General features: G+C 72.3%; 21 protein-coding genes. 11 read left to right on the forward strand and 10 right to left on the reverse strand.

The features are described from left to right. Window positions 1-66: 66 nt before the first annotated feature. Genes ACFVYS_RS28965 through ACFVYS_RS28975 form a run of 3 tightly spaced genes read right to left on the reverse strand, consistent with a single transcriptional unit; the run spans window position 67 to window position 2,674 of the window. On the reverse strand, window positions 67-1,224 hold the full coding sequence (locus ACFVYS_RS28965; RefSeq protein WP_389506713.1) for an acetyl-CoA C-acetyltransferase: 1,158 nt from the start codon (window positions 1,222-1,224) through the stop codon (window positions 67-69). Then, the gene (locus ACFVYS_RS28970; RefSeq protein WP_389506715.1) at window positions 1,161-1,859 is read right to left on the reverse strand and encodes a TetR/AcrR family transcriptional regulator; all 699 of its coding nucleotides are present in this window, start codon (window positions 1,857-1,859) and stop codon (window positions 1,161-1,163) included. The genes ACFVYS_RS28965 and ACFVYS_RS28970 overlap by 64 nt, the downstream gene beginning before the upstream one ends. Window positions 1,860-1,885: 26 nt before the next feature. Beyond that, window positions 1,886-2,674, reverse strand: coding sequence for an SDR family oxidoreductase (locus ACFVYS_RS28975; protein ID WP_389506717.1), 789 nt, complete (start codon window positions 2,672-2,674; stop codon window positions 1,886-1,888). A 124-nt stretch (window positions 2,675-2,798) separates the two neighbouring features. Between ACFVYS_RS28975 and ACFVYS_RS28980 the strand changes: the two genes are divergently transcribed. Next, window positions 2,799-3,950: an acyl-CoA dehydrogenase family protein gene (locus ACFVYS_RS28980; protein WP_389506719.1), complete on the forward strand. Its 1,152-nt coding sequence runs from the start codon at window positions 2,799-2,801 to the stop codon at window positions 3,948-3,950. A 26-nt stretch (window positions 3,951-3,976) separates the two neighbouring features. Further along, entirely contained in the window at window positions 3,977-4,927 is a 951-nt protein-coding gene (locus tag ACFVYS_RS28985; protein WP_389506817.1) for an acyl-CoA dehydrogenase family protein, read from the forward strand. Between the two features lie 2 nt (window positions 4,928-4,929). Here ACFVYS_RS28985 and ACFVYS_RS28990 read toward each other — a convergent pair whose 3' ends face one another. Beyond that, window positions 4,930-5,421 (reverse strand): FBP domain-containing protein, encoded by a 492-nt coding sequence (locus ACFVYS_RS28990; RefSeq protein WP_310434707.1) that lies wholly within the window; start codon window positions 5,419-5,421, stop codon window positions 4,930-4,932. A gap of 89 nt (window positions 5,422-5,510) precedes the next feature. Between ACFVYS_RS28990 and ACFVYS_RS28995 the strand changes: the two genes are divergently transcribed. Beyond that, on the forward strand, window positions 5,511-6,083 hold the full coding sequence (locus tag ACFVYS_RS28995) for a TetR/AcrR family transcriptional regulator (RefSeq protein ID WP_389506721.1): 573 nt from the start codon (window positions 5,511-5,513) through the stop codon (window positions 6,081-6,083). A 238-nt stretch (window positions 6,084-6,321) separates the two neighbouring features. Here ACFVYS_RS28995 and ACFVYS_RS29000 read toward each other — a convergent pair whose 3' ends face one another. Both ACFVYS_RS29000 and ACFVYS_RS29005 read right to left on the reverse strand, forming a co-directional pair. Next, window positions 6,322-6,867, reverse strand: coding sequence for a HutD family protein (locus tag ACFVYS_RS29000; protein ID WP_389506723.1), 546 nt, complete (start codon window positions 6,865-6,867; stop codon window positions 6,322-6,324). Next, window positions 6,864-7,583: a vWA domain-containing protein gene (locus tag ACFVYS_RS29005; RefSeq protein WP_389506725.1), complete on the reverse strand. Its 720-nt coding sequence runs from the start codon at window positions 7,581-7,583 to the stop codon at window positions 6,864-6,866. Before ACFVYS_RS29005 ends, ACFVYS_RS29000 begins: the two co-directional genes overlap by 4 nt. A gap of 106 nt (window positions 7,584-7,689) precedes the next feature. On the opposite strand from ACFVYS_RS29005, the gene ACFVYS_RS29010 reads away from it, so the two are divergent. Further along, window positions 7,690-8,508 (forward strand): chitosanase, encoded by an 819-nt coding sequence (locus tag ACFVYS_RS29010; protein ID WP_389506727.1) that lies wholly within the window; start codon window positions 7,690-7,692, stop codon window positions 8,506-8,508. A gap of 200 nt (window positions 8,509-8,708) precedes the next feature. On the opposite strand, the gene ACFVYS_RS29015 is transcribed toward ACFVYS_RS29010, so the two are convergent. From ACFVYS_RS29015 to ACFVYS_RS29025, 3 genes are all read right to left on the reverse strand, one after another. Beyond that, entirely contained in the window at window positions 8,709-10,172 is a 1,464-nt protein-coding gene (locus ACFVYS_RS29015; RefSeq protein ID WP_028806850.1) for a glutamate synthase subunit beta, read from the reverse strand. Beyond that, the gene (gltB, locus tag ACFVYS_RS29020; protein WP_389506728.1) at window positions 10,165-14,763 is read right to left on the reverse strand and encodes a glutamate synthase large subunit; all 4,599 of its coding nucleotides are present in this window, start codon (window positions 14,761-14,763) and stop codon (window positions 10,165-10,167) included. Before gltB ends, ACFVYS_RS29015 begins: the two co-directional genes overlap by 8 nt. A 381-nt stretch (window positions 14,764-15,144) precedes the next feature. After that, window positions 15,145-15,876, reverse strand: a complete 732-nt coding sequence (locus ACFVYS_RS29025; protein ID WP_389506730.1) for a VIT1/CCC1 transporter family protein — start codon at window positions 15,874-15,876, stop codon at window positions 15,145-15,147. 290 nt (window positions 15,877-16,166) lie between these two features. Here ACFVYS_RS29025 and ACFVYS_RS29030 point away from each other — a divergent pair, with 290 nt between their 5' ends. The 7 genes from ACFVYS_RS29030 to ACFVYS_RS29060 are packed head-to-tail and all read left to right on the forward strand — an operon-like array spanning window position 16,167 to window position 24,353. Further along, window positions 16,167-17,294, forward strand: coding sequence for an ADP-ribosylglycohydrolase family protein (locus ACFVYS_RS29030; protein WP_389506731.1), 1,128 nt, complete (start codon window positions 16,167-16,169; stop codon window positions 17,292-17,294). Then, window positions 17,291-18,802 carry an ADP-ribosylglycohydrolase family protein gene (locus tag ACFVYS_RS29035; RefSeq protein ID WP_389506733.1) on the forward strand — a complete coding sequence of 504 codons (1,512 nt, stop codon included), beginning with the start codon at window positions 17,291-17,293 and terminating at the stop codon, window positions 18,800-18,802. Before ACFVYS_RS29030 ends, ACFVYS_RS29035 begins: the two co-directional genes overlap by 4 nt. Window positions 18,803-18,810: 8 nt before the next feature. Then, window positions 18,811-19,998: an ADP-ribosylglycohydrolase family protein gene (locus tag ACFVYS_RS29040; RefSeq protein ID WP_389506735.1), complete on the forward strand. Its 1,188-nt coding sequence runs from the start codon at window positions 18,811-18,813 to the stop codon at window positions 19,996-19,998. After that, entirely contained in the window at window positions 19,986-21,368 is a 1,383-nt protein-coding gene (locus ACFVYS_RS29045; protein ID WP_389506737.1) for an ADP-ribosylglycohydrolase family protein, read from the forward strand. Before ACFVYS_RS29040 ends, ACFVYS_RS29045 begins: the two co-directional genes overlap by 13 nt. Continuing rightward, on the forward strand, window positions 21,365-22,258 hold the full coding sequence (rbsK, locus tag ACFVYS_RS29050; RefSeq protein WP_389506739.1) for a ribokinase: 894 nt from the start codon (window positions 21,365-21,367) through the stop codon (window positions 22,256-22,258). The genes ACFVYS_RS29045 and rbsK overlap by 4 nt, the downstream gene beginning before the upstream one ends. Next, window positions 22,255-23,523 carry a CaiB/BaiF CoA transferase family protein gene (locus tag ACFVYS_RS29055; RefSeq protein ID WP_389506741.1) on the forward strand — a complete coding sequence of 423 codons (1,269 nt, stop codon included), beginning with the start codon at window positions 22,255-22,257 and terminating at the stop codon, window positions 23,521-23,523. Before rbsK ends, ACFVYS_RS29055 begins: the two co-directional genes overlap by 4 nt. Beyond that, on the forward strand, window positions 23,520-24,353 hold the full coding sequence (locus tag ACFVYS_RS29060; protein ID WP_389506743.1) for an HpcH/HpaI aldolase/citrate lyase family protein: 834 nt from the start codon (window positions 23,520-23,522) through the stop codon (window positions 24,351-24,353). Before ACFVYS_RS29055 ends, ACFVYS_RS29060 begins: the two co-directional genes overlap by 4 nt. A 78-nt stretch (window positions 24,354-24,431) precedes the next feature. Here the strand turns inward: ACFVYS_RS29060 and lgt are convergent, their stop codons facing one another. Next, window positions 24,432-25,640, reverse strand: coding sequence for a prolipoprotein diacylglyceryl transferase (lgt, locus tag ACFVYS_RS29065; RefSeq protein WP_389506745.1), 1,209 nt, complete (start codon window positions 25,638-25,640; stop codon window positions 24,432-24,434). Window positions 25,641-25,681 lie beyond the last annotated feature (41 nt).

Raw genomic sequence — 25,681 nt, forward strand, 5'->3', positions numbered from 1 at the left:
AGCGGACCGCTGAGCGTCACCTTCGCAGTCGTCCCAGCGGGTCGGTGACCCTCACCTTCACGGCCGTCACAGCCTCTCGATGATCGTCACATTGGCCTGGCCGCCGCCCTCGCACATGGTCTGCAGGCCGAAGCGGCCGCCGGTGCGTTCCAGTTCGTGCAGGAGGGTGGTCATCAGCTTGGCGCCGCTCGCGCCGAGCGGGTGGCCCAGGGCGATCGCGCCGCCGTTGACGTTGACCTTCTCCGGGTCCGCGCCGGTCTCCTTCAGCCAGGCCAGGACGACGGGCGCGAACGCCTCGTTGATCTCGACGAGGTCGATGTCGTGGATCGACAGCCCGGTCTTCTTGAGGGCGTGGGCGGTGGCCGGGATCGGAGCCGTCAGCATGCGGATCGGGTCCTCGCCGCGGACGGAGAGATGGTGCACGCGCGCGCGTGGCGTCAGGCCGTGTTCGCGCACCGCCCGCTCCGAGGCCAGCAGCAGGGCCGCCGCGCCGTCGGAGACCTGCGAGGAACAGGCGGCGGTGACGGTCCCGCCGTCGATGACGGGCTTCAGCGCGGCCATCTTCTCCAGGGAGGTGTCCCGGCGCGGCCCCTCGTCGGCGGTGACCTCCCCGTGGGCGACGGTCTCGCGGGCGAAGCGGCCCTCGTCGATCGCCCGCACCGCCCGCCGGTGCGAGCGCAGGGCGAACTCCTCCTGGTCCCGGCGGCTGATGCCCCACTTCGCGGCGATCATCTCGGCGCCGGCGAACTGGTTGACCGGCCGGTCCCCGTACCGTGCGCGCCAGCCCTCGCTGCCCGCGAAGGGGCCCTGGGTGAAGCCGAGGGGCTCGGCGGCCTGCCGGGTGGCATAGGCGATCGGGATCTGCGACATGTTCTGCACGCCGCCCGCGACCACCAGGTCCTGGGTCCCGGACAGCACGCCCTGCGCGGCGAAGTGCACGGCCTGCTGCGAGGAGCCGCACTGCCGGTCCACGGTCACGCCCGGCACCTCCTCGGGGAGCCCGGCGGCCAGCCAGCAGGTCCGGGCGATGTCCCCGGCCTGCGGCCCGACCGTGTCCAGGCAGCCGAAGACGACGTCCTCGACGGCGGCCGGGTCGATGCCGGCCCGCGCGACGAGTTCCTTGAGCACATGCGCGCCCAGGTCGGCCGGATGGACCGTGCTCAGTCCTCCTCCGCGCCGCCCGACGGGCGTGCGGACCGCTTCGACGATGTAGGCCTCGGCCATGTCAACTCCCTCACAGGAAAGGGCTGTTCACGTACGGCGATCCCGTCCAGCACCATCGACAGGTACTGCCGGGCGATCTCCTCCGGGCTGTGCTGTCCGCCGGGCCGGTACCAGGACGCGGCGACCCAGACGGTGTCGCGGACGAACCGGTAGGCGAGGCGGAGGTCGAGGTCGGTGCGGAAGACCCGGTCCGCGACGCCGCGCTCCAGCGTGGCCAGCCACGCCTTCTCGAACCGGCGCTGCGACTCGGCGAGGAACGCGAACCGTTCCTGCGCCACGAGCTGCTTGCTCTCCTTCTGGTAGATCGCGACGGCGGCGCGGTGCCGGTCGATCTCCCGGAAGGACTCGGTGACCAGGGCCGCGAGTGTCTCCCGGGGTCCGAGCTCGGCGCCCAGGACGGTGTCGTAGCCGTCCCAGAGCTCGTCGAGGAAGGTCCGCAGGATCTCCTCCAGCATCGATTCCTTGGAGTCGAAGTGGTAGTAGAGGCTGCCCGCGAGCATGCCCGCGTGGTCGGCGATCTTCCGGACGGTGGTGGCGTTGTAGCCCTGTTCGGCGAAGACCTCGGCGGCGGTGTCGAGGAGTTCACGGCGACGCGCGGGCGCGGCGGTCACCTGGGGCTTCTTCTTGGTCGGCACGAACACATTGTCGTCTGCTCCGGCCGTCAGGCGTGCTGGCCGCTGACGGAGACGACCTCGCCCGTCATGTACGAGGAGTAGTCCGACGCCAGGAACACGATCACGTTGGCCACCTCCCAGGGTTCGGCGTACCGCCCGAAGGCCTCCCGGGCGGTGAGTTCCTCCAGCAGTTCGGCCGAGGTCACCTTCACCAGGTGCGGGTGCATGGCGAGGCTCGGCGAGACGGCGTTGACCCGTACGCCGTACCCGGCGGCCTCGATCGCCGCGCAGCGGGTCAGCGCCATCACGCCCGCTTTCGCGGCGGCGTAGTGCGCCTGTCCGGCCTGGGCGCGCCAGCCGACGACGGAGGCGTTGTTGACGACGACTCCCCCGCCGGTCTCCCGCATCAGCCGCAGGGCGGCCCGGGTGCACCGGAAGGTTCCGTCGAGCGTGACGTCCAGGACGCGTGACCACTGCTCGTCGGTCATGTCGACGAGTTCCGCGGTCCCACCGAGGCCCGCGTTGTTGACGACGACGTCCAGCCGCCCGTGTTCCCGTACGGCCGTGTCGAACAGGGCCCGCACCTGGCTGTCGTCGGTGACGTCGCACGGCAGGGCGGCCACCGAAGCCTCGCCGAACTCCGCGGCCAGTTCGGCCTGGTACGCCTTGAGCCGGCGCGCGTGGGCGTCGCTGATCAGCACGCGCGCGCCCTCCTCCAGGAAGCGGCGCGCGGTCGCTCCGCCGATGCCCGCGCCGGCCGCCGCGGTGATCACGGCGCTGCGGCCGGCGAGCAGCGCGTGCCCGGGAACGTACGGCGGACCCTCGACGTTCTTCATGACGGCACGCTAACCTACCAAACACTTGTTAGGGAAGAACGAAGGCACGCGAAGGACGCACGCGAAGGACCTACGTCGAGGACGCACGGAGACACCCGTGGGTCGCGCACACGAGGAGGGACCGGTGGACCTCGCACACTCCCCCGCCGACGAGGCGTTCCGCGCCGAGGCCCGGACCTGGTTGCGCGCGCGGGTGCCGTCCGAGCCGTTGCCCTCCCTGGAGACCGCCGAGGGCTTCGCGGCGCACCGCGCGTGGGAGGCCGAACTGGCCGCGGGCGGCTGGTCGGTGGTCAACTGGCCGACCCGCTACGGCGGGCGGGACTGCGGCCTGATGCGCTGGCTGGTCTTCGAGGAGGAGTACTACGCGGCGGGCGCCCCGGGCCGCGTCAACCAGAACGGCGTGAGCCTCCTCGCCCCCACCCTGCTCGACCACGGCACCGAGGAACAGCGGACCCGGATCCTGCCCCCGATGGCCACCGGCGAGGCCGTCTGGGCGCAGGCCTGGTCGGAACCCGAGGCCGGCTCGGACCTGGCCGCGCTGCGCGCCCGGGCGGTCCGGGTGGCCGGCGGCTGGCGGCTGAGCGGCCAGAAGACCTGGTCCTCGCGCGCCGCCTTCGCCGACCGCGCCTTCGGCCTGTTCCGCACCGACCCCGACGCCCCGAAACCCCAACAGGGGCTCACCTACGTCATGTTCGACCTGCGGGCCCCCGGCGTCACCGTCCGCCCCATCGGCCGCCTGGACGGGAAGCCGGCGTTCGCCGAACTGTTCCTGGACGAGGTGTTCGTGCCGGACGAGGACGTGATCGGGGAGCCGGGCCAGGGCTGGCGGATCGCGATGTCGACGGCGGCCAACGAACGCGGGCTCACCCTGCGCTCCCCCGGGCGCTTCCTCGCCTCGGCCGACCGCCTGCACGCCCTCTGGGTGGACCGGGGCAGCCCGCAGTCCTGCGCGGCCCGTGTCGCCGACGCGCTGATCGGCGCCCGCGCCTACCAGCTGTTCACCTACGCGGCCGCCTCCCGCTTCCTCGCCGGGGAGCGGCTCGGCCCGGAGTCGAGCCTGAACAAGGTCTTCTGGTCGGAGTACGACATCGCGCTGCACGAGACGGCACTGGATCTGCTCGGCGCGGAAGGAGCGGAAGGGGAGGCGGCCGACACCGACTGGTCGGAGGGTTACGTCTTCTCCCTGGCCGGCCCGATCTACGCGGGCACGAACGAGATCCAGCGCGACATCGTCGCCGAGCGGCTGCTCGGCCTGCCGAGGGGACGCCGTCGATGACTTCGCCCAGGCCGGCTCCGCCGGCGATGCGTTTCCTGCTGGACACCGAACTGCGGGCGTTCGCGGCTTCGTTGGACGCGATGCTGAGCGCGGCCGACACCCCGGCCGTGATCCGCGACTGGAGCCGGGGCGAGCGGGCGGGCGGCCTCGCCCTGTGGTCACGGATCGCCGAGGCGGGCGTGTTCGCCCTGGCGGTCCCGGAGGCGCACGAGGGGCTGGGGCACCGGCCGGTGGAGCTGGCCGTCGCCTTCGTGGAGCTGGGGCGGCACGCGGTGCCCGGCCCGCTGGTCGAGACGGTCGCCGCGGCGGCCCTGTTACGCGATCCGGGCCTCGCCGAACGGTTCCTTCCCGCTCTGGCCGCGGGCAGGTCGATGGCCACGCTGGCGCCCGAGGGCTCGTACGCCGTGGACGGCGAAGCGGCGACCTTACGGCTGGCGGCGGCCGCCGACGGCCTCCGGCTGGCTCCCGGGCACGGCCCCGTGCGCCCCTCCCTCGACCCCGCCCGTCGCCTCACCCGCCTGCTGCCGGGCGGCGAGCTCCTCACCCCGGACCCGCCCTTGGACCGCGCCCTGTGCTGGGCCCGTCTCGCCACCGCCGCGCAGGCCCTCGGGGTGGGTCTGGCGCTGCTGGAGCGGACCGTGGCGTACGTCGGTGAGCGCGTCCAGTTCGGGGTCCCGGTCGGCTCGTTCCAGGCGGTCAAGCACCGGCTGGCGGACGCGAGGATCGCGTTGGACTTCGCCCGCCCCCTGGTCCTGGGCGCCGCCGTGACGATGAGCCCGGCCGATGTCGCCGCCGCGAAGGTGAGCGCCTGCGAGGCGGCGTACACGACCGCGCGCACCGCACTCCAACTGCACGGCGCGATCGGCTACACGGCGGAGTACGACCTGTCGCTCTGGCTCACCAAGGCCCGCGCCCTGCGCACGGCCTGGGGCACCCCGGACGACTGCCGGGCGGAGGTCCTGCGCGGCCGCGCCTAGCCTCAGCCGGTCACCTTGGCGACGAACGCGGCGAGGTTCGCCACCGTCCGCCCGATCTTCTCCTCCAGCGTGATCGTCTCGGGCAGCCGGGCCCCGACGCCCGCGTCCCGCTTGCCCCGCACATACAGCGAGCAGGCGAGGTCGCTGCAGATGTAGGCCCCCACCGAGTTGCCCTGCTGGCCGGCTCTGCCCGCCTTCGGCGCGACCATCAGCGAGACGCCACCGGAGTGGGTGGTGAGGCACATCGTGCACATGCTGCGCCGCGCCTGCCACGAGCCCGAGGTGGAGGAGCGCAGCGCGAGGGCCTTCGGCCGGCCGTCCAGCTCGACGGCGAGGTAGGCCCGGTCGGGGGCCTGGGGGTCCCGCCAGCCGAGGTAGTCCAGGTCCTCCCAGGGCCGGTCGGCCAGGTCGCGGGGGACGGCCAGGCGCTTGGCCTCGCCCTTGGTGCAGTTGACGAACGCGGCGCGGATCTCTTGCTCGGTGAGCGGCTTCATATAACGCAGGCTAATTTGCCTAAAGCTTTTAGGCAAACGCATAATGGCTATCGGCGGAGAGGTACGGGGCGAGACGCAGGAGGACGGGTATGGGGCGAGTGGGGCTGAGCACGGATCGTCTGGTCCGGGCGGGCGCGGAGCTGGCCGACGAGGTCGGCTTCGACCAGGTGACCGTCTCGGCGCTCGCCCGGCGCTTCGACGTCAAGGTCGCGAGCCTGTACTCGCACGTGAAGAACTCCGACGACCTCAGCACCCGGATCGCCCTGCTCGCCCTGGAGGAACTCGCCGACCGGGGCGACCTCGCGCTGGCCGGGCGGGCCGGCAAGGACGCGCTGACCGCCCTGGCCGACGTCTACCGCGACTACGCCCGCGAACACCCCGGCCGCTACGCCGCGGCCCAGCTGCGACTCGACCCCGAGACGGCGGCCGCGAGCGCCGGACCGCGGCACGCCCGCATGACCCGGGCGATCCTGCGCGGCTACGACCTCACCGAGCCGGACCAGACCCATGCCGTCCGGCTCCTGGGCAGCGTCTTCCACGGCTACGTCAGCCTGGAGCTCGGCGGCGGATTCAGCCACAGCGCCCCCGACACCCGGGAGACCTGGACCCGGATCCTGGACGCCCTGGACGCCCTGCTGCGCAACTGGCCGCCGAAGAACTGACGGAAAGCGGCAGGCGCGCACGCGGGCAGGCACGTACTTACACACGCAGGCACGTACGCACGTGCGCAGACAGACAGACAGGCAGGCAGGCACTCATGCGGGGAGAGCCGGCGTCAGCGCCCCGGCCCGCCGGTCGGTTCTCGATGCTCCTCCGGCGTCGGCCCCGGGACGTGACGCTCCGCCCGGACACGGCCCGCGCCGGCCGCGCCCGGGGCCGACGGGGCCACGGGCGCCGCCGTCACGGGGTGAGGCCGACGACCGCCGTCGGGCCGTGCGCGTACACAGTCGCGTCCTCCCCGGTCAGCAGGAGGGCGTCGTGGCGGGCGAGCCGCACCCCGTCGACCTCGGCGGACCCGCTTTCGCCGAGGGCGACGATCAGGGCGCGCGCCGCCCGCAGGCCGAGCCGGCCGCGCACGACCGCGACGGTCGGGGCCGGGGCGCCCCTGCGCCACATCACGTTGAGGTTGACGACGGGCCCGTCCAGCAGCCGGCAGTCGGTGGGCTCGTCGCCGGGGAGGTCCTGCGGCACGTACGGCGCGTCGACGAGCCGTCGCCGCCCACCCACGGTCAGGTCCATGCCCGCGCCCTCGACCAGCGTCAACGTCCGCTCCACCTCGGGGAACACGGAGAACGGGCCACTCGCCGCGACCTCGGCGAGGCTGATCCGCCAGGTGAAGTCGGCCATGCCCGCGCCCGCCGGGAAGCAGGCGATCTCACGGGTCACCCCGCCGCCGTTCTTCCAGGCCGTGGCCGCACGGCCGGCGGCGGGCAGCAGGACGGTCACCGGATGATCCCCCGCGCCCGGGCCGCCCCCAGCCACGCCGGGAACTCCCCGACCAGCCGGTCGTACAGCTCCGCGTCCGACACCTTGCGCGGATCCGAACCGGCGTGGAAGAAACCGGCGTTGTCGACCGCCCGCTTCGCCGGTACGGGCAGTTCGTCGAGCTTGCGCAGGAAGTCGAACTGCTTGCTCCCCCGGTCGCCGAAGCCGATGAACTGCCAGAACAAGGGCAGCTTCGAGGCCTTGCACAAGTAGCGTTCGGCGGCGAGCTTGTTGATCGGGCCGCCGTCCGTCTGGAAGACGACGAGCGCGGGGTGCTTCGACCCGCTGTCGAGGTAGTGGTCAATGACGGCGTCCATGGCGAGGTGGTAACTGGTCTTGCCCATGTGCCCGAGCCCGGCCACGATCCGGTCCACCCGCCCCTGATGGTCGGCGAGGGCGATGTCGGTGACGGCGTCGACGTCGGTGGAGAAGAAGACGGCCGGCACCCGGCCGTCGTCGTCGAGGTGCGCGGACAGGCCCAACACCCGGTCGGCGAGCGCCTGCACACTGCCGTCCTGGTAGTACGGCTTCATCGACCCCGAGTAGTCGACGACGAGGTAGACGGCGGCCCGCTGGCCGTCGAGACCGTGCTTGGTGAGGGAGGCCCCGGCGCTCTTGTAGAGGTTGACCAGCGCGGGTGCGGTCTCCTGGACCTTGGTGAGACTGATCGCGACCATGGCGCACAGCCTCCCACACCCACCGCCCTTCGCCCTTTTGTTCGTTCGTCGACTAATTAGGATGGAATGACAAGGAACACGACATTCCCGCTCTAGGGTGTGCGGCATGAAACGTGCCGCCGCCCTGGTCTGCGTCTGCGCCGCCGTGGCGTCGACGGTGTATCTGTTCACTCCCGCCCGGCCCGCCCAGCCGACGGCCGGTGTCCAGACCACCCAGCCGGGCCTCACCGCCCCGACCCAGAAGGAACTGGCGCAGAAGATCGTGGCCAGCGCCGAGAACGGGACTCTGAACTGGCGCAGCGCGTACGCCTATGTCGAGGACATCGGTGACGGACAGGGCTACACGGCGGGACTGATCGGCTTCTGCACCGGCACCCACGATCTGCTCACCCTCGTCGAGCGCTACACGCGCGACCACCCGGGCAACGCCCTCGCCCGCTATCTCCCCGCCCTGCGCCGGGTGGACGGCACCGCCTCGCACGCCGGTCTCGACCCCGGCTTCCCGGCCGCCTGGCGGGCGGAGTCGAGGGTGCCCGCCTTCCGGGCCGCACAGGACGTCGAGCGCGACCGTGTCTACTTCGGCCCGGCGGTCCACCGGGGCCGGGTCGACGGCCTGGGCGCGCTGGGCCAGTTCATCTACTACGACGCCCTCGTCTTCCACGGCCCCGGCGCGGGCCCGACCAGCTTCGACGGCATCCGAGCGCGCGCGATGCGGCAGGCCCGCACCCCGGCGCAGGGCGGCAAGGAGACCGACTACCTCGACGCCTTCCTGGACGCCCGCCGCCGGGCCATGCTGACCCGGCACCCCGGCATCGACACCTCGCGCGTCGACACCACCCAGCGCCGCTTCCTGAACGAGGGCAACCTCGGCCTGCGCCCGCCGCTGCGGTGGCAGGTGTACGGAGAGACGTACCGGGTGCCGTAGAACGACCGGTACGCCGACGGGCAGACAGACAGGCCTACGGGCAGGCGCGCCGACGGGCCTCCGGGGCTCCGGAGCTACAGAGATGAAGGCGGACATGCGGCGGCGCCTGCCCGGTCGTCCGGTCGGGGACTGTGGGGCAGGCGCCGTCTGTGTTCCGTACGCCTTTGTACGGGACGTTCTTGGGGTGGCCTCCGGGGCCGTCAGACCAGCAGCGAGCGGTCCGTCGGGCGGATCGGGGCCGGCAGCTCGCTCGCGCCGGTCAGGAACCGGTCGACGCCGCGGGCGGCCGAGCGGCCCTCCGCGATCGCCCACACGATGAGCGACTGGCCGCGGCCGGCGTCACCGGCGACGTACACGCCGGGAACGTTGGTCCGGAAGTCGGCGTCGCGGGCGATGTTGCCGCGCTCGTCGAGCTCCAGGCCGAACTGCTCCACCACGCCGTTCTCACGGTCGGTGCCGGTGAAGCCCATGGCGAGGGTGACCAGCTGGGCGGGGATCTTGCGCTCCGTGCCCGGCTTCGGGGTCAGCCTGCCGTCGATGAACTCGACCTCGCTGAGGTGCAGCCACTGGACGTTGCCGTCCTCGTCGCCCTCGAAGTGGGTGGTGGAGACGGAGTAGACCCGCTCGCCGCCCTCCTCGTGCGCGCTCGTGACCTTGTAGAGCATCGGGAAGGTCGGCCACGGCTGGGAGACCGCGTCCCGCTCCTCGCCCGGACGGGGCATGATCTCCAGCTGGGTGACCGAGGCCGCGCCCTGACGGTGGGCGGTGCCCACGCAGTCGGCGCCGGTGTCGCCACCGCCGATGACCACGACGTGCTTGCCCTCGGCCGAGATCGGGGGCGCCACGAAGTCGCCCTCCTGGACCTTGTTGGCCAGCGGCAGGTACTCCATCGCCTGGTAGACGCCCTTGAGCTCACGGCCGGGGACCGGAAGGTCACGGGCGGTCGTGGCGCCGGCGGCGATGACGATGGCGTCGTAGCGCTTCTTCAGGTCGGTCGCCTTGAGGTCGCGGCCGATCTCGATCCCGGTACGGAAGCGGGTGCCCTCCGCGCGCATCTGCTCGATACGGCGGTTGATGTGCCGCTTCTCCATCTTGAACTCGGGGATGCCGTACCGGAGAAGGCCTCCGATGCGGTCCGCGCGCTCGTAGACGGCGACGGTGTGGCCGGCCCGCGTGAGCTGCTGGGCGGCGGCCAGGCCCGCCGGGCCCGAGCCGATGACCGCGACGGTCTTGCCGGACAGGCGCTCGGGCGCCTGCGGGGCGACGTCACCGGTCTCCCACGCCTTGTCGATGATCGAGACCTCGACGTTCTTGATGGTGACGGCCGGCTGGTTGATGCCCAGCACACACGCCGACTCGCACGGAGCGGGGCACAGGCGGCCCGTGAACTCCGGGAAGTTGTTCGTGGCGTGCAGCCGCTCGGAGGCCGCCGTCCAGTCCTCGCGGTAGGCGAAGTCGTTCCACTCGGGGATCAGGTTCCCCAGCGGACAGCCGTTGTGACAGAACGGGATGCCGCAGTCCATGCACCGGCCGGCCTGCTTGCCGATGATCGGCAGCAGCGAACCGGGGACGTAGACCTCGTTCCAGTCCTTCAGACGCACGTCGACGGGACGGGACTTGGCGACCTCACGGCCGTGGTTCAGGAAGCCCTTCGGGTCAGCCATTGGTCGCCGCCTCCATCATCTTCTCGGTGATCTCGGACTCGGAGAGTCCCGCCTGCTCGGCGGCGTCCTTGGCGGCGAGCACTGCCTTGTACGTGCTGGGGATGATCTTGCTGAAGCGCTCCGCGGCGGCATCCCAGTCGACGAGCAGCTTCGCCGCGACCGTGGAACCGGTCTCCTCGGCGTGGCGGCGCACGACGTCGTGCAGCCACTGCTTGTCGGCCTCGTCCGGCGCCTCGACGGCGCCGAGGTTGCCGGCGTTGACGTTGTCGCGGTTCAGGTCGATCACGTAGGCGACGCCGCCCGACATACCGGCCGCGAAGTTGCGGCCCGTCTCGCCGAGGACCACCGCGTGACCGCCGGTCATGTACTCGCAGCCGTGGTCGCCCACGCCCTCGGAGACGACCGTCGCACCGGAGTTGCGGACGCAGAACCGCTCACCGGTCCGACCGCGCAGGAACAGCTCGCCGCCGGTCGCGCCGTAGGCGATGGTGTTGCCCGCGATCGTCGAGTACTCGGCGAGGTGGTCGGCGCCCCGGTCCGGGCGGACGACGACGCGGCCGCCCGAGAGGCCCTTGCCGACGTAGTCGTTGGCGTCGCCCTCCAGGCGCAGCGTGACACCGCGCGGGAGGAAGGCGCCGAAGGACTGGCCGGCGGAACCGGTGAAGGTGATGTCGATGGTGTCCTCGGGCAGGCCCGCGCCACCGAACTTCTTCGTCACCTCGTGGCCGAGCATGGTGCCGACCGTGCGGTTGATGTTGCGGATGGCGACCTGGGCCCGCACCGGCTGGGCGTCGGTCGCGGAGTCCGCGGCCAGGGCGTCGGCGGCGAGCTTGATCAGCTCGTTGTCGAGTGCCTTCTCCAGGCCGTGGTCCTGCGTGATGACCTGGTGCAGCGCCGCGCCCTCGGGCAGGGCGGGCACGTGGAACAGCGGGGCCAGGTTCAGGCCCTGTGCCTTCCAGTGGTCGACGGCGCGCTCGACGTCGAGGACCTCGGCGTGGCCGACGGCCTCCTCGATGGTGCGGAAGCCCAGCTCGGCGAGGATCTCGCGGACCTCCTCGGCGATGAACTTGAAGAAGTTCACCACGTACTCCGCCTTGCCGGCGAAGCGGTCGCGGAGCACCGGGTTCTGGGTGGCGATGCCGACCGGGCAGGTGTCCAGGTGGCAGACGCGCATCATGACGCAGCCGGAGACGACGAGCGGCGCGGTCGCGAAACCGAACTCCTCGGCGCCGAGCAGCGCGGCGATGATCACGTCGCGGCCGGTCTTCAGCTGGCCGTCGGTCTGCACGACGATCCGGTCGCGCAGGCCGTTGAGCAGCAGCGTCTGCTGGGTCTCGGCGAGGCCGAGCTCCCAGGGGCCGCCCGCGTGCTTGAGCGAGGTGAGCGGGGAGGCGCCGGTTCCGCCGTCGTGGCCGGAGATGAGCACGACGTCCGCGTGCGCCTTGGACACACCGGCCGCGACCGTGCCGACGCCGACCTCGGAGACCAGCTTCACGTGAATCCGCGCCTGCGGGTTCGCGTTCTTCAGGTCGTGGATCAGCTGGGCCAGGTCCTCGATCGAGTAGATGTCGTGGTGCGGCGGCGGGGAGATCAGACCGACACCGGGGGTGCTGTGCCGGGTCTTGGCGACCCACGGGTAGACCTTGTGGCCGGGCAGCTGTCCGCCCTCGCCGGGCTTGGCGCCCTGTGCCATCTTGATCTGGATGTCGTCCGCGTTGACCAGGTACTCGGAGGTGACGCCGAAGCGGCCGGAGGCGACCTGCTTGATCGCCGAGCGGCGCGCCGGGTCGTACAGCCGGTCCGCGTCCTCGCCGCCCTCACCGGTGTTGGACTTGCCGCCCAGCTGGTTCATGGCGATGGCGAGCGTCTCGTGCGCCTCCAGGGAGATGGAGCCGTACGACATGGCGCCGGTGGAGAAGCGCTTGACGATCTCCTCGACCGACTCGACCTCGTCGATGGAGATCGGCTGCCGGTCCGACTTGAAGCCGAAGAGGCCGCGCAGCGTCATGAGGCGCTCGGACTGCTCGTTCACGCGGTCCGTGTACTTCTTGAAGATGTCGTAGCGGGCCGTGCGCGTCGAGTGCTGGAGGCGGAAGACCGTCTCCGGGTCGAACAGGTGCGGCTCGCCCTCGCGGCGCCACTGGTACTCGCCGCCTATCTCCAGGGCGCGGTGGGCCGGCGCGATGCCGCTGGCCGGGTAGGCCTTGGCGTGGCGGGCGGCGACCTCCTTGGCGATGACGTCGATGCCGACGCCGCCGATCTTGGTGGCGGTGCCGCTGAAGTACTTGGTGACGAAGGCGTCGTCGAGACCGACGGCCTCGAAGACCTGGGCGCCGCGGTAGGAGGCGACGGTCGAGATGCCCATCTTGGACATGACCTTCAGGACGCCCTTGCCCAGCGCGTAGATCAGGTTGCGGATGGCCTGCTCGGGCTCCATGCCGTCGAGGAAGGTGCCCGCGCGCAGCAGGTCCTCGACGGACTCCATCGCCAGGTACGGGTTGACGGCGGCGGCGCCGAAGCCGATCAGCAGCGCGACGTGGTGGACCTCGCGGACGTCGCCGGCCTCGACCAGCAGGCCCACCTCGGTGCGCTGCTTGGTGCGGATGAGGTGGTGGTGGACGGCCGCGGTGAGCAGCAGCGACGGGATCGGGGCGTGCTCGGCGTCGGAGTGGCGGTCCGACAGGACGATGAGACGGGCGCCGTTGTCGATGGCGGCGTCGGCCTCGGCGCAGATCTCCTCGATGCGCGCGGCCAGTGCGTCACCGCCGCCGTGCACCCGGTAGAGACCGGAGAGCGTCGCGGCCTTGAAGCCGGGCATGTCGCCGTCGGCGTTGATGTGGATGAGCTTGGCCAGCTCGTCGTTGTCGATGACCGGGAACGGCAGGGTGACCGTGCGGCACGACGCGGCGCTCGGCTCGAGCAGGTTGCCCTGCGGGCCGAGGGAGGAGCGCAGCGAGGTCACGAGCTCTTCGCGGATCGCGTCCAGCGGCGGGTTGGTGACCTGCGCGAACAGCTGGGTGAAGTAGTCGAAGAGCAGTCGCGGGCGGGCGGAGAGCGCGGCGATGGGCGAGTCCGTGCCCATGGAACCGAGCGGTTCGCCGGCGGTCTTGGCCATCGGCGCGAGGATGACGCGCAGCTCTTCCTCGGTGTAGCCGAAGGTCTGCTGGCGGCGGGTGACCGAGGCGTGGGTGTGCACGATGTGCTCGCGCTCGGGCAGGTCGACCAGCTCGATCTCGCCGGCCTCCAGCCACTCGGCGTAGGGCTTCTCGGCGGCGAGCTGGGCCTTGATCTCGTCGTCCTCGATGATGCGGTGCTCGGCGGTGTCGACGAGGAACATCCGGCCGGGCTGGAGGCGGCCCTTGCGGACGACCTTGGCCGGGTCGATGTCGAGGACGCCGACCTCGGAGCCGAGGACGACGAGGCCGTCGTCGGTGACCCAGTAGCGGCCGGGACGCAGACCGTTGCGGTCGAGCACGGCGCCGACCTGGGTGCCGTCGGTGAAGGTGACACAGGCCGGGCCGTCCCAGGGCTCCATCATCGTGGAGTGGAACTCGTAGAAGGCGCGGCGGGCCGGGTCCATGGAGTCGTGGTTCTCCCACGCCTCCGGGATCATCATCAGCACGGAGTGCGGCAGCGAGCGGCCACCGAGGTGGAGCAGCTCGAGCACCTCGTCGAAGGACGCCGAGTCGGAGGCGTCCGGCGTACACACCGGGAAGATCCGCTCGATGGACTTCTCGTCCGGGCCGAACAGGTCCGAGACCAGCTGCGACTCCCGGGCGGTCATCCAGTTGCGGTTGCCCTTGACGGTGTTGATCTCACCGTTGTGCGCGACGAAGCGGTACGGGTGCGCGAGCGGCCACGACGGGAAGGTGTTCGTGGAGAAGCGCGAGTGGACGAGCGACACGGCCGAGGCGAAGCGGCGGTCGGACAGGTCCGGGAAGAAGGGCTCGAGCTGGCCGGTGGTCAGCATGCCCTTGTAGACGATGGTCCGCGCGGACAGCGACGGGAAGTAGACGCCGGCCTCGCGCTCGGCGCGCTTGCGCAGCACGAACGCCTTGCGGTCGAGGTCGATGCCGGTGCTCGTGTGGTCCGTGACGAAGATCTGGCGGAAGGCCGGCATCGTCGAGCGGGCGGTGGCGCCGAGCAGCCCGGGGGCGACCGGGACCTCGCGCCAGCCGAGGACGGTGACGCCCTCGTCGGAGGCGATCGTCTCGATCTGTGAGACGACCTCGTCGATGCCGATCTCGGGGAGGAAGGCGATACCGACGGCGTAGCCGCCGGCCTCGGGGAGCTCAAGTCCGGCCACCGCGCGGAAGAAGGCGTCCGGGACCTGGGTCAGGATGCCCGCGCCGTCGCCGGAGTCCGGCTCGGAGCCGGTGGCGCCGCGGTGTTCGAGGTTGCGCAGAACGGTGAGCGCCTGCTCGACCAGCGTGTGGCTCGCCTCGCCGGTGAGGTTGGCCACGAAGCCGACGCCACAGGCGTCGTGCTCGTTGCGGGGGTCGTACATACCCTGCGCAGCAGGGCGAGCATCCATGAAGGACCAGTTCTGGCCATTCCCGGAATGCTGGGACGGCTGGCGCGGCGTACGCATCGGCTCTCCCGTCGTCGTCTCAAGTGGCATATCTGCTGGCGAAGGGACGACGTTGGCCCTCTGCGTAACGCAAAATTTCGTGCAGGTTACATGATGGAGCGGTTCTCGGGAACCGGATACTCCGTTCCAGCATGCGGACGCCACGGCGTCGCGACAGGGGTACCGCGCACGTGGCTGAAAGTATGTGGGGACCGAACGGGACGAGATCGATCAGATCAGCGTCCGCCGGTCCGGAAGGCGAGGAGAGCGGCGTCGTTCACCTCGCGAGTGCGCCGAAGGCGTCATTGCCCACAGCGCTTACGGCTCATGCCCGCTGGTTAAGCACTCGAAACCAGTCAGTAACGACTACTTATGCGGCCCAACGCATAAGTAGCATCCGCACTATCCTACGGCCGTTCCGAACCAACTGCCCAGGGCGTACGTCACACCGGCCGCCGCGCCACCGAGGGCGAGCTGCCGCAGTCCGCTGTACCACCAGGTGCGCGCGGTCACCCGGGCCACCACGGCCCCGCAGCCGAACAGCCCGAACAGCGCGAGCAGCACGGCCGGCCAGAGCGAAGCGGCACCCAGGAGATAGGGGAGTACGGGCAGCAGCGCACCCAGCGCGAACGCGCCGAAGCTCGACACGGCGGCGATCAGCGGCGAGGGCAGATCGGAGGGATCGATGCCCAGCTCCTCACGGGCGTGTATCTCCAGGGCCTGCTCGGGATCGCGCGACAGCTGCCGGGCGACCTGCCGGGCCAGCTCGGGCTCGACACCCCGGGCCTCGTACAGCGCGGCGAGTTCGGCCTCCTCGTCCTCGGGGTGCTTTCTCAGCTCCCGGCGTTCGACGTCGAGTTCGGCCTCGACGAGCTCGCGCTGCGAGGCGACGGAGGTGTACTCACCGGCGGCCATGGAGAAGGCGCCCGCGGCGAGCCCGGCGAGTCCGGTGATGACGACGGTCTGGTGACCCACCGAACCGCCGGCGACACCCGTCATCAGGGCGAGGTTGGAGACCAGGCCGTCCATCGCGCCGAAGACCGCGGGCCGCAACCAGCCCCCGTTGACGTCCCGGTGGGTGTGGTTGTCGCGGTGCGCCTCGTGCAGTGCGGCTTCGGTTTCGATGATGGCCATGAGATCCCCCGGGGTGTGCGGAACGCCCCAGTAAGCTGAGGCAAAGCTAAGTCTGGACTGATTCCACTTTTCGACAACAACAAAGATACGCCGGGAGATCCCCATCGGCCAGTGAGGAAAGGCTGCGCTAACCTGCGGTTTCACCCTCGAATGCTCATACGATCGGGACTCTGCACAGATGTCGACCGGGTGACATAGGGGCCTCCGAGGCTGAGGTCAACCGCCGACGGTGGGACACATCCGCAAAAGGGCTCCGCGCCCCGTGCGAAGCCCCTGAGGAGAGGTCGCGTATGGCATCGACCGCCTGCATCCCCTCGGTCCCGGCGCCGGGGGACGCCGCCGACTTGCGCGAACGGGCCCGCGGCGCCCTGCTCGGCCTGGCCGTGGGAGACGCCCTGGGAGCCCCCGCGGAGAACATGAAGCCCTCCGAGATCCGCGCCCGCTGGGGCCGTATCACGGGATACGTAGCCGACCGGCCGGCCGGCACCGACGACACCGAGTACGCGATCTTCTCGGGCCTGCTGCTGGCCCGCCACGGCTCCGCGCTCACCCCCGCCCACGTCGAGGCGGCCTGGCACCAGTGGATCGCCGACCTCGACGAGGGCCCCTTCCGCGGCGCCGGCTTCAGCGAACGCGGCACCCTGGAGAACCTCCGCCGAGGCCTGGCCGCGCCGATCTCGGCGCAGCACCGGCACGCCTGGAGCGACGGCCTGGCGATGCGCGCGGCCCCCTTCGGCGTCTTCGCCGCGGGCCGCCCCGCGGAAGCGGCCCGCCTGGTCGCGATCGACGGCGCGGTGAGCCACGAGGGCGAGGGCATCTACGGCGGCCAGGCGGTCGCGGCGGGAGTGGCCGCGGCGATGGCGGGAGCGCCGGCGATCTCCGTGGTCGCCTCCGCCCTCGCCGTGGTCCCCGAGGACTCCTGGACGGCGCGTTCGCTGCGCCGCGCGGTGGCGGTGGCCCACCGCGGCGAGCGAGCGGTCCGCTCCGCCGTCGTCATCGGCGGCTACCCCTGGACCGACCTCGCCCCCGAGGCCGTCGCCCTCGCCTTCGGCGCCTACGCGGCCGCCGACGGTGACTTCCGCGAAGCCGTCCTGACGGCCGTGAACATGGGCCGCGACGCGGACACGACGGCCGCGGTGGCGGGCGCCCTGGCCGGTGCGACGCAGGGCGTGTCGGCGATCCCGGCGGAGTGGGCGGCGGCGATCGGCCCGGCGCGGGGCAGTTGCCTGCCGTCCATGGCTGGCCACCACGTGCTGGACGTGGCCGAGTTGCTCATGCCGGGCGAGGGCGGAAAGTGGGGCGAGGGCATGGTCATGGAGGACCTCGTGCCCAACCTGATGGGCCTCGCCCGGATCCCCCTGCCGGACCCGACCGCCTTCGCCCTGACGCCGAACGACACCGCGGAGGTACGACTGTGAGGCCACCGGGCCCCTGGCAGGAGGACACGTCCACGGGAACCCCACCCCCGGACCCCACTGAACACACTGACCCCGCTGACCCCACTGACCCCATCGAGCCGGTGCCGCCGACGGTGTCGACAGCGGCACCGGTCACCGCGACACGGACTCCGACTACGACCCCGGCCCTGACCCTGCCCCTGCCCCTGCCCCTGCCCCCTACGGCTACTGCGGCTGCGGCTGCGACGACTTCGGACGCGAACGCGAACGAACCCGCGGTCGCCGAGGGCGGGAACGCCCCCCAGGGGCCACCCACACCCGCGACCGAACGCCGCACAGGTGGTGCGGGTAGGACCGAAGGGGCCGCAGGGGCCGAAGGCGCAGCCGAGGCGTCCCGCACCGCCCGGCCCCCGCAGGGAACCCGCATCGAAGGCCTCCTTCTCGGCCTCGCCGCGGGCGACGCCGCCGGCTGGCCCGCCGCCCGCCACCGGGCCGCCCGGATGCCGGAGTGGACCCGCCGTCTGACCCGCGAACTCGACACCTTCGCCGAACACAACGCGACGACCACGCTCCCCGTCCCCATCGCCCTCAACCAACCCCCCGAACCCCTGCGCCTCGGCCCCTCCGACGACGCCGAGTGGGCGGCCTTCGCGGCCGAGGCGGTCCTGCGGGCCGGCGACGACGCCGCCCTGGGCGACCTCAGCCGGGAACGCCGGATGCGCGCCGCCATCGACCTCACCTGGAACGCCATCGCCTGCGAGGTCGCGGCGGCCGCCGACCGCGCGCCCGAGATCGAGTCCGCCGTCCTCCCCCTGCGCGCCCGGATCTCCGTCCGCGCCGGCCTCGGCAACCTCGTCGCGGGACTGCGGCCGCCCGCCACCGGCCACGACAACCCCCACTACTTCGACGACGCGGCCTGCGTGCGCGCCTGCGTCCTGGCCGTGGCCCACCCCGGCGACCCCCGACTCGCCGCCGAACTCGCCGAGTTCGACGCCCGCTACACACAGGACGGCGACGGCGTGCACGGCGCACGCGCGATGGCGGCGGCCCTCGCGCTGGCCCTCGTCGGCGCGGACCCCGAAGCCTGCGTGGCGGCGGCGCTCGCCGAACTCCCCGAGCACACCGAGATCGGCCGCAACGCCCGGCACGCCCTCGAACTGGCCCGCGGCGCCGACAGCGCCTTCACGCTCGTCCCCCTCCTGGAGCACCAGATCGTCGACCACGTCTACAGCTACGGGATCGCGGCGGCGGAGACGGTCCCGGTGGCCCTGGCCCTGGTGACGGCGTCCGGCGGCCGTATCGCCGAGGCGGTACCGGCGGCGGCCTGTCTCTCCCGGGTCGCGGACTCGGCCCCGGCCCTGGCGGGCGCGCTGACCGGCGCGTTGGGCGGTGGCACCGCGATCCCCGCCTCCTGGCGGGACAGCTGCCGGGTCCTCTCCGGCTGCGTACTGCCCCGGCTCACCGGCACCGACCTGGTGGAACTCGCCGAACTCCTGGAAGCCACGCAACCGGCCCCTCCAGGAGGATGATTCGGGGCATGACGCCCAAAGCACAAGAAAGCAGCAGCGGAAGCGGCGGCGGCACCCTGGAAGACCGCACCACCGGAGCCCTCGTCGGCGCGGCCGTCGGCGACGCGCTCGGCGGCCCCGTCGAGGGCTACTCCCCCGAGCAGATCCTCCAGCGCCACGGCAGCCGGGTGCACGGCGTCGTCGGTCCCTGGAACGGCGACGACTGGCGCACCGCCCGCCCCATCGCCCCGTACCACAAGGGCGACGGCCACGTCACCGACGACACCTTGATGACCCACGCGCTGATCAGGGTCTACGCCACGGTCCGCGATCACCTGGACGCCTACGCGATCGCCGACCACCTCGTCCCGGACCTGCTGACGACGCCCCGCTGGATCCCGGAGCTGGAGGCGGAGGCACTCCCCCTCCAGCGGATCTTCCTGGCGGAGAAATGGCTGGTGGCAAGGCTGCACTACGGCCATGTGGACCCCCGTGAGGCAGGCGTCGGCAACATCGTCAACTGTGGTGCGGCGATGTACATGGCGCCGGTGGGCCTGGTCAACGCGGCCAATCCGGCGGGCGCGTACGCGGAGGCGCTGGACATCGCCGGCGCCCACCAGTCGTCGTACGGCCGCGAGGCGGCGGGGGTCTTCGCGGCGGGGGTGGCGGCCGCGTGCGCGCCGGGCGCCACGGCGGACTCCGTCGTCACGGCCTGTCTGGCCCTGGCACAGGACGGGACCCGTACGGCGATCGAGAAGGTCTGCGAAGCGGCGGCCCGGCACACCGACTTCGAGTCGGCGCTGGTGCCGCTCCGGGAGGCGGTGGCACCGTACGACACCGTCGGCCCCGACTACCGCCGGCCCTCGCTGGCCGCCCGCCGTCCGTCCCGTCTGCACGCGATCGAGGAACTCCCCGTCGCCCTGGGCATGTTGCTGGTGGCCGACGGCGACTACCGGCAGGCGGTCCTGGGCGCGGTCAACTACGGCCGCGACTGCGATTCGATCGCGACGATGGCGGGAGCGATGGCCGGCGCCCTCGGCTCGCCGGTCCCCGACGCGTGGTCGAAGCAGGTCGGCGAGGCCAGCCGCCTAGACCTCTGGCAGCCCGCGGCGACGCTCACCGAGGTCACCCGGGAGATCTTCGACCGCGACGTCCGCCACCGCCGCACCCACGAGCGGGCGTTCTCCGCGATCGGAGGTCCGCGATGCTCCGACTGACCTGGGTCCAGCCCGAGGACCTCCTCGGCCACGAACTGCAGCAGGCGGCCCAGGACGGCCGCGAGCCGTGGGCGATCGCCGCGCGCTGGAAAGCGGCCGGCGGCTGCGAGGCCCCACCCCGGGCCGGCGCCTCCCCGCAGCGCGCCTCGCGCTATCTGCGCCTCCTCGCGGACGACCTGCTGGACGAACTGGCCGACCTGCCCAGCAGGTTGACGGAACACGAGCCGACCGGACTGGAGAGGATCAAGGCCCTGTGCCCGCAGTGGCCGAACCGACCGGCCGGCGCGCGCACGCAGGCCGCCCCCACCCCGGCCGCCCTGGAAGCGGCCTGGCTGGGCCGGGCCGTCGGCTGCCTGCTGGGCAAACCGGTGGAGAAGCTCCCCCTGGACGCCGTCCGCCAACTCGCCCGCTCCACCGGCAACTGGCCCCTCGCCGGCTACTTCACCGCCCGCGGAATCCCCGAGCCCCTCCTCGAGGCGCACCCCTGGAACCGCCGCTCGGCGACCACCTCCCTCGCCGAGAACATCGACGGCATGCCCGAGGACGACGACCTCAACTACCCGCTTCTCAACCTCCTCCTGCTCCAACGACACGGCAGGTATTTCACCACCACGGACGTGGCCCGGCTCTGGCTGGACGAACTCCCCGCGGGCCGCACCTTCACCGCCGAGCGCCTCGCCCTGCGCAACCTCCTCTCCGGCATCGAGCCCCCGCTCACCGCCCGCCACCGCAACCCCTTCCGCGAGTGGATCGGCGCCCTCATCCGCGCCGACGTCCACGGCTGGACCAACCCCGGGGACCCGGCCGCGGCGGCCGAGCAGGCCCACCGCGACGCCACCCTCACGCACACCGCCAACGGCGTCTACGCGGCGATGTTCACGGCGGCCACCATCGCCACCGCCGCGACCGGCGCCCATGACGTCCACGCCTGTCTGCGCACCGGCCTGAGCGTCGTACCGCCTCGCTCCCGCCTCGCGCGGGCGGTCACCCACGCCGTCCGGCTCGCCGGGGAACACCCCGACTTCGACACCGTGGTGGACGAACTCCACGCCGCCCACCAGGGGCACCACTGGGTCCACGCCATCCCCAACACCGCCCTGATCGCCGCCGCCCTCACCCACGCGGACGGCGACTTCACCGGCTCCATCGGCCGTGCCGTGGCCGGCGCCCTGGACACCGACTCGGCCGGCGCGACGGCCGGCGGGATCGCCGCCCTGCTCACCGGCGACCCGGCCGCCCTGCCCGACCACTGGACGGCCCCCCTCAAGAACCGCCTGGCCACCTCCGTCGCCGACCTCAACGGCGTCGGCTTCGACACCCTGGCCCACCTCACCTGGTCCCTCATCCCCCGGGAGGCTTCCCAGCCATGACCGACATCGTCGTGCTCGGCAGCACGAACATGGACCTCGTCGCCTACGTCGAGAAGCCCCCGCAGCGCGGGGAGACCGTGACGGGACGGGAGTTCCGTACGATCCCCGGCGGCAAGGGCGCCAACCAGGCGGTCGCCGCCGCCCACGCGGGCGGCACCGTCTCGATGATCGGCGCCGTCGGCAACGACGCCTTCGGCACCCGGCTGCGCTCCACCCTGGAGCACTCCGGCGTGAACACCGACCACCTGCGCACCGTCGAGAGCCCCTCCGGCACCGCGCACATCGTCGTGGACGACGAGGGCGGCAACGCGATCGTGGTCGTCCCCGGCGCGAACGGCACCGTCGACCATCTCGTCCCCGGCGACGAGGTCCTCATCTCCTCCGCCGACGCGCTCCTGCTCCAGCTCGAGGTCCCGCTCGCCGCGGTCGTCGCGAGCGCGCGGGCGGCCCGTGCCCACGGCGTCCGGACGATCCTCACCCCGGCCCCCGCCCAGCCGCTCCCGCCCGAACTCCTCGCGGTCACCGACCTGTTGGTCCCCAACGAGCACGAGGCGGCCACGCTCACCGGCCGCACCGACCCGCGCGAGGCGGCCGCGGCTCTGCTGGACAGCGTGCCGGAGGTGGTCATCACGCTCGGCTCGTCCGGCAGCCTGTACGCCACCCGGGGAACGCAGCCGCTGACCGTGCCCGCCCCGCGCGTCACCGCCGTCGATTCGACCGGCGCGGGCGACACCTTCGTCGGCGCCCTCGCGGTCGCGCTCGGCGAGGGGCGGCCCGTGCGGGAGGCGCTGGCCTGGGCGTCCGCGGCGGCGGCCCTGTCGGTCCAGCGACCGGGCGCCTCCGCCTCGATGCCCTACCGCTCCGAGATCGAGACGCGGTACGCGTCATGAGCGAGAAAACCGCCGAAGAAACCGCCGAAGAAACCCCCGAGAAGACGGCCGAGAAGACGGCCGAGAAGGCCACCGAGAAGATCTCTCCCCTGCACGGTGTCCGCGTCCTGGACCTGGCCACCCTCTTCGCCGGCCCCCTCGCCGCCACCATGCTCGGCGACTTCGGCGCGGAGGTCATCAAGGTCGAGCACCCCACCCAGCCGGACCCCTCCCGAGGCCACGGCCCGTCCAAGGACGGCGTGGGCCTGTGGTGGAAACTCCTCGGCCGCAACAAACGCACCATCACCCTCGACCTCTCCAGGCCCGGCGGCCGCGCCACGCTGCTGCGCCTCGCCGCCACCGCCGACGTCATCATCGAGAACTTCCGTCCCGGCACCCTGGAGAAGTGGGACCTCGGCTGGGACGTGCTGTCGGCGGCCAACCCCCGACTGGTCCTCACCCGGGTCACCGCCTTCGGCCAGTTCGGCCCCTACGCCCACCGCCCCGGCTTCGGCACCCTCGCCGAGGCGATGAGCGGATTCGCGGCGATCACCGGAGAACCGGACGCGCCCCCGACCCTCCCGCCCTTCGGCCTGGCCGACTCGATCGCCGGTCTGGCCACCGCCTACGCCGTCATGACGGCCCTCGCCGCCCGGAGCCGCACCGGCGAGGGGCAGGTCGTCGACATGGCGATCATCGAGCCCATCCTCACCGTCCTCGGCCCCCAGCCGCTCTGGTACGACCAGCTGGGATACGTCCAGGCCCGCACCGGTAACCGGTCCGCCAACAACGCCCCGCGCAACACCTACCGCACGGCCGACGGGAACTGGGTCGCCGTCTCGACATCGGCCCAGTCGATCGCGGAGCGCGTGATGCGCCTGGTCGGCCGACCCGACCTGATCGACGAGCCCTGGTTCGCGACCGGCGCCGACCGGGCCGCCCACGCCGACCTGCTCGACGAGGCGGTCGGCGGCTGGATCGCCGCCCGCAGCCGCACCGACGTCCTCGCCGCCTTCGAGAAGGCGGAGGCCGCGATCGCCCCGATCCAGGACGTACGCGACGTGATGACGGACCCCCAGTACCAGGCCCTCGACACGATCACCGCGGTCGAGGACCCGGAGCTGGGCCGGATCCGCATGCAGAACGTCCTCTTCCGGCTCTCCTCGACCCCCGGCGCGATCCGCTGGACCGGCCGCCCGCACGGCGCCGACACGGAGGAGGTCCTGACCGAGCTGGGCCTGACCGAAGCCGAGCTGACGTCCCTCCGCGAGGCGGGCGCCCTATGACGAAGACCCCTCTGACCTGGCTCTATGTACCCGGTGACCGCCCGCAGACCGTCACCAAGGCCCTCGCCTGCGGCGCCGATGTCGTCATCGTCGACCTGGAGGACGCGGTCGCCCCGGACCGCAAGGAGTACGCCCGCACGGCCACCGCCGAACGCCTCCGCGAGCCCCAGCGGGTCCCGGTCCACGTCCGGGTGAACGCCCTGGACAGCCCCTTCGCCGCGGCGGACCTCCGCACGATGGCCGCCCTCCCCGGGGTCTCCGCCCTGCGCCTGCCGAAAGTCACGTCCCCGCACCAGATCACCCGCGTCGCCGAGGCCCTGCCGCCCACGGACCGTGGAGCCACCCCCCTCCACGCCCTCCTGGAAACAGCCCTCGGCATCGAACACGCCTTCGCCATCGCCTGCGCCCACCCCTCGCTGCGCGGTATCGCCCTCGGCGAGGCGGACCTACGGGCCGACCTGGGCGTCCGCGAGGACGCGGGCCTCGACTGGTCCCGCGCCCGGGTCGTGGTCGCCGCCCGTGCCGCGGGTCTGGCGCCCCCACCCCAGTCGGTGCACCCCGACATCCGTGACCTGGAGGGCCTGGCCACCAGCTGCGCCCACGGCCGCACCCTCGGCTTCCTGGGCCGCGCCGCCATCCACCCCCGCCAGCTCCCGATCATCGAACGGGCCTACCTGCCCACCCAGCACGAGCTGGAGGAGGCCGAGACGATCGTGAAGGCGGCGGCCACCGAGCAGGGCGCCCAGGCCCTCCCGGACGGCCGGTTCGTCGACGCGGCCGTGGTGGCGATGGCCCAGCGCACTCTGTCCCTGGCAGCCCGCGGGGACTGAACCCTCCCCGTCGCACACGGACGACGAGGGCGCCCGGCAGACCCCGGGCGCCCTCGTCGTCGTACGAACAACCAGCCGTCAGCTCTTCTTGCCGGCCGACTCGGCTCCGTCCTTGACCTCGTCCTGCACCCCGGCCACGCCCTCGGCCGGGTCCTCGGCCTTCACCGCAGCGGACTTCCCGGCCTCAGCCTTCGCGCCGGAGTCCGCCTTCGCGTCGGTGTCGTCCTTGACGCCGGCAGATGCCTTGCCATCGGGGGAAGCCTTGGTGCCGGCAGAGATCTTGGCATCGGCGGAAGCCTTGGTGGCCGCCCCGCCCTTCGCGTCGGTCTCGGCCTTCGCGCCGGTCTTCGCCTCGGCTCCGGACTCAGCCTCGTCCTCGGACTCAGCCTTGTCCTTGCCTTCAGCCTTGGCCTCGGCCGCGTCCTCAGACGTGCCCTCGCCGTCGGCGTCCGTCCCACCGCCGGAGGCACCCGCACCCGGCTCGACCACCGCTTCGCGCCCCGGCCGCTTCTTCGCCGAGATCACGATGTAGATCACCGCGAGCAGGAACACGACCATCGCGGTCCAGTCGTTCAGCCGCAGGCCCAGGATGTGGTGGGCGTCGTCGACCCGCATGTATTCGATCCACGCGCGGCCCACGCAGTACGCGGCGACGTACAGCGCGAAGGCCCGCCCGTGCCCGAGCTTGAAGCGGCGGTCGGCCCAGATGACCAGGAGCGCGACACCGATGCACCACAGCGACTCGTACAGGAACGTCGGGTGGTAGTAGCCGGGCACCCGGCCGTCCGCCGAGGACGTGATGTGCAGCGCCCAGGGAAGGTCGGTCTGCTTGCCGTACAGCTCCTGGTTGAACCAGTTGCCCCAGCGGCCGATCGCCTGGGCGAGGGCGATGCCCGGCGCGATGGCGTCGGCGTACGCGGGCAGGGCGATGCCCCGGCGGCGGCAGCCGATCCACGCGCCCACCGCGCCGAGCGCGATCGCGCCCCAGATACCGAGGCCGCCCTCCCAGACCTTGAAGGCGTCCACCCAGTCGCGGCCCTCGCTGAAGTACAGCTCGTAGTCCGTGATCACGTGGTAGAGCCGGCCGCCGACCAGGCCGAAGGGCACCGCCCAGACGGAGATGTCGGCCACCGTGCCGGTCTGCCCGCCGCGGGCGACCCAGCGCCTGTTGCCGAGCCAGACCGCGACGAAGACGCCGATGATGATGCAGAACGCGTAGCCGCGCAGCGGAACGGGGCCGAGATACAGCACCCCGTGCGACGGGCTGGGAATGTAGGCAAGTTCCATGGCAGGGTCGACGCTACCGTGCCGGACCGGGCCGACGACGG

The sequence above is a fragment of the Streptomyces sp. NPDC058295 genome, from assembly GCF_042880655.1.
GTDB classification, from domain to species: Bacteria; Actinomycetota; Actinomycetes; order Streptomycetales; family Streptomycetaceae; genus Streptomyces; species Streptomyces coriariae.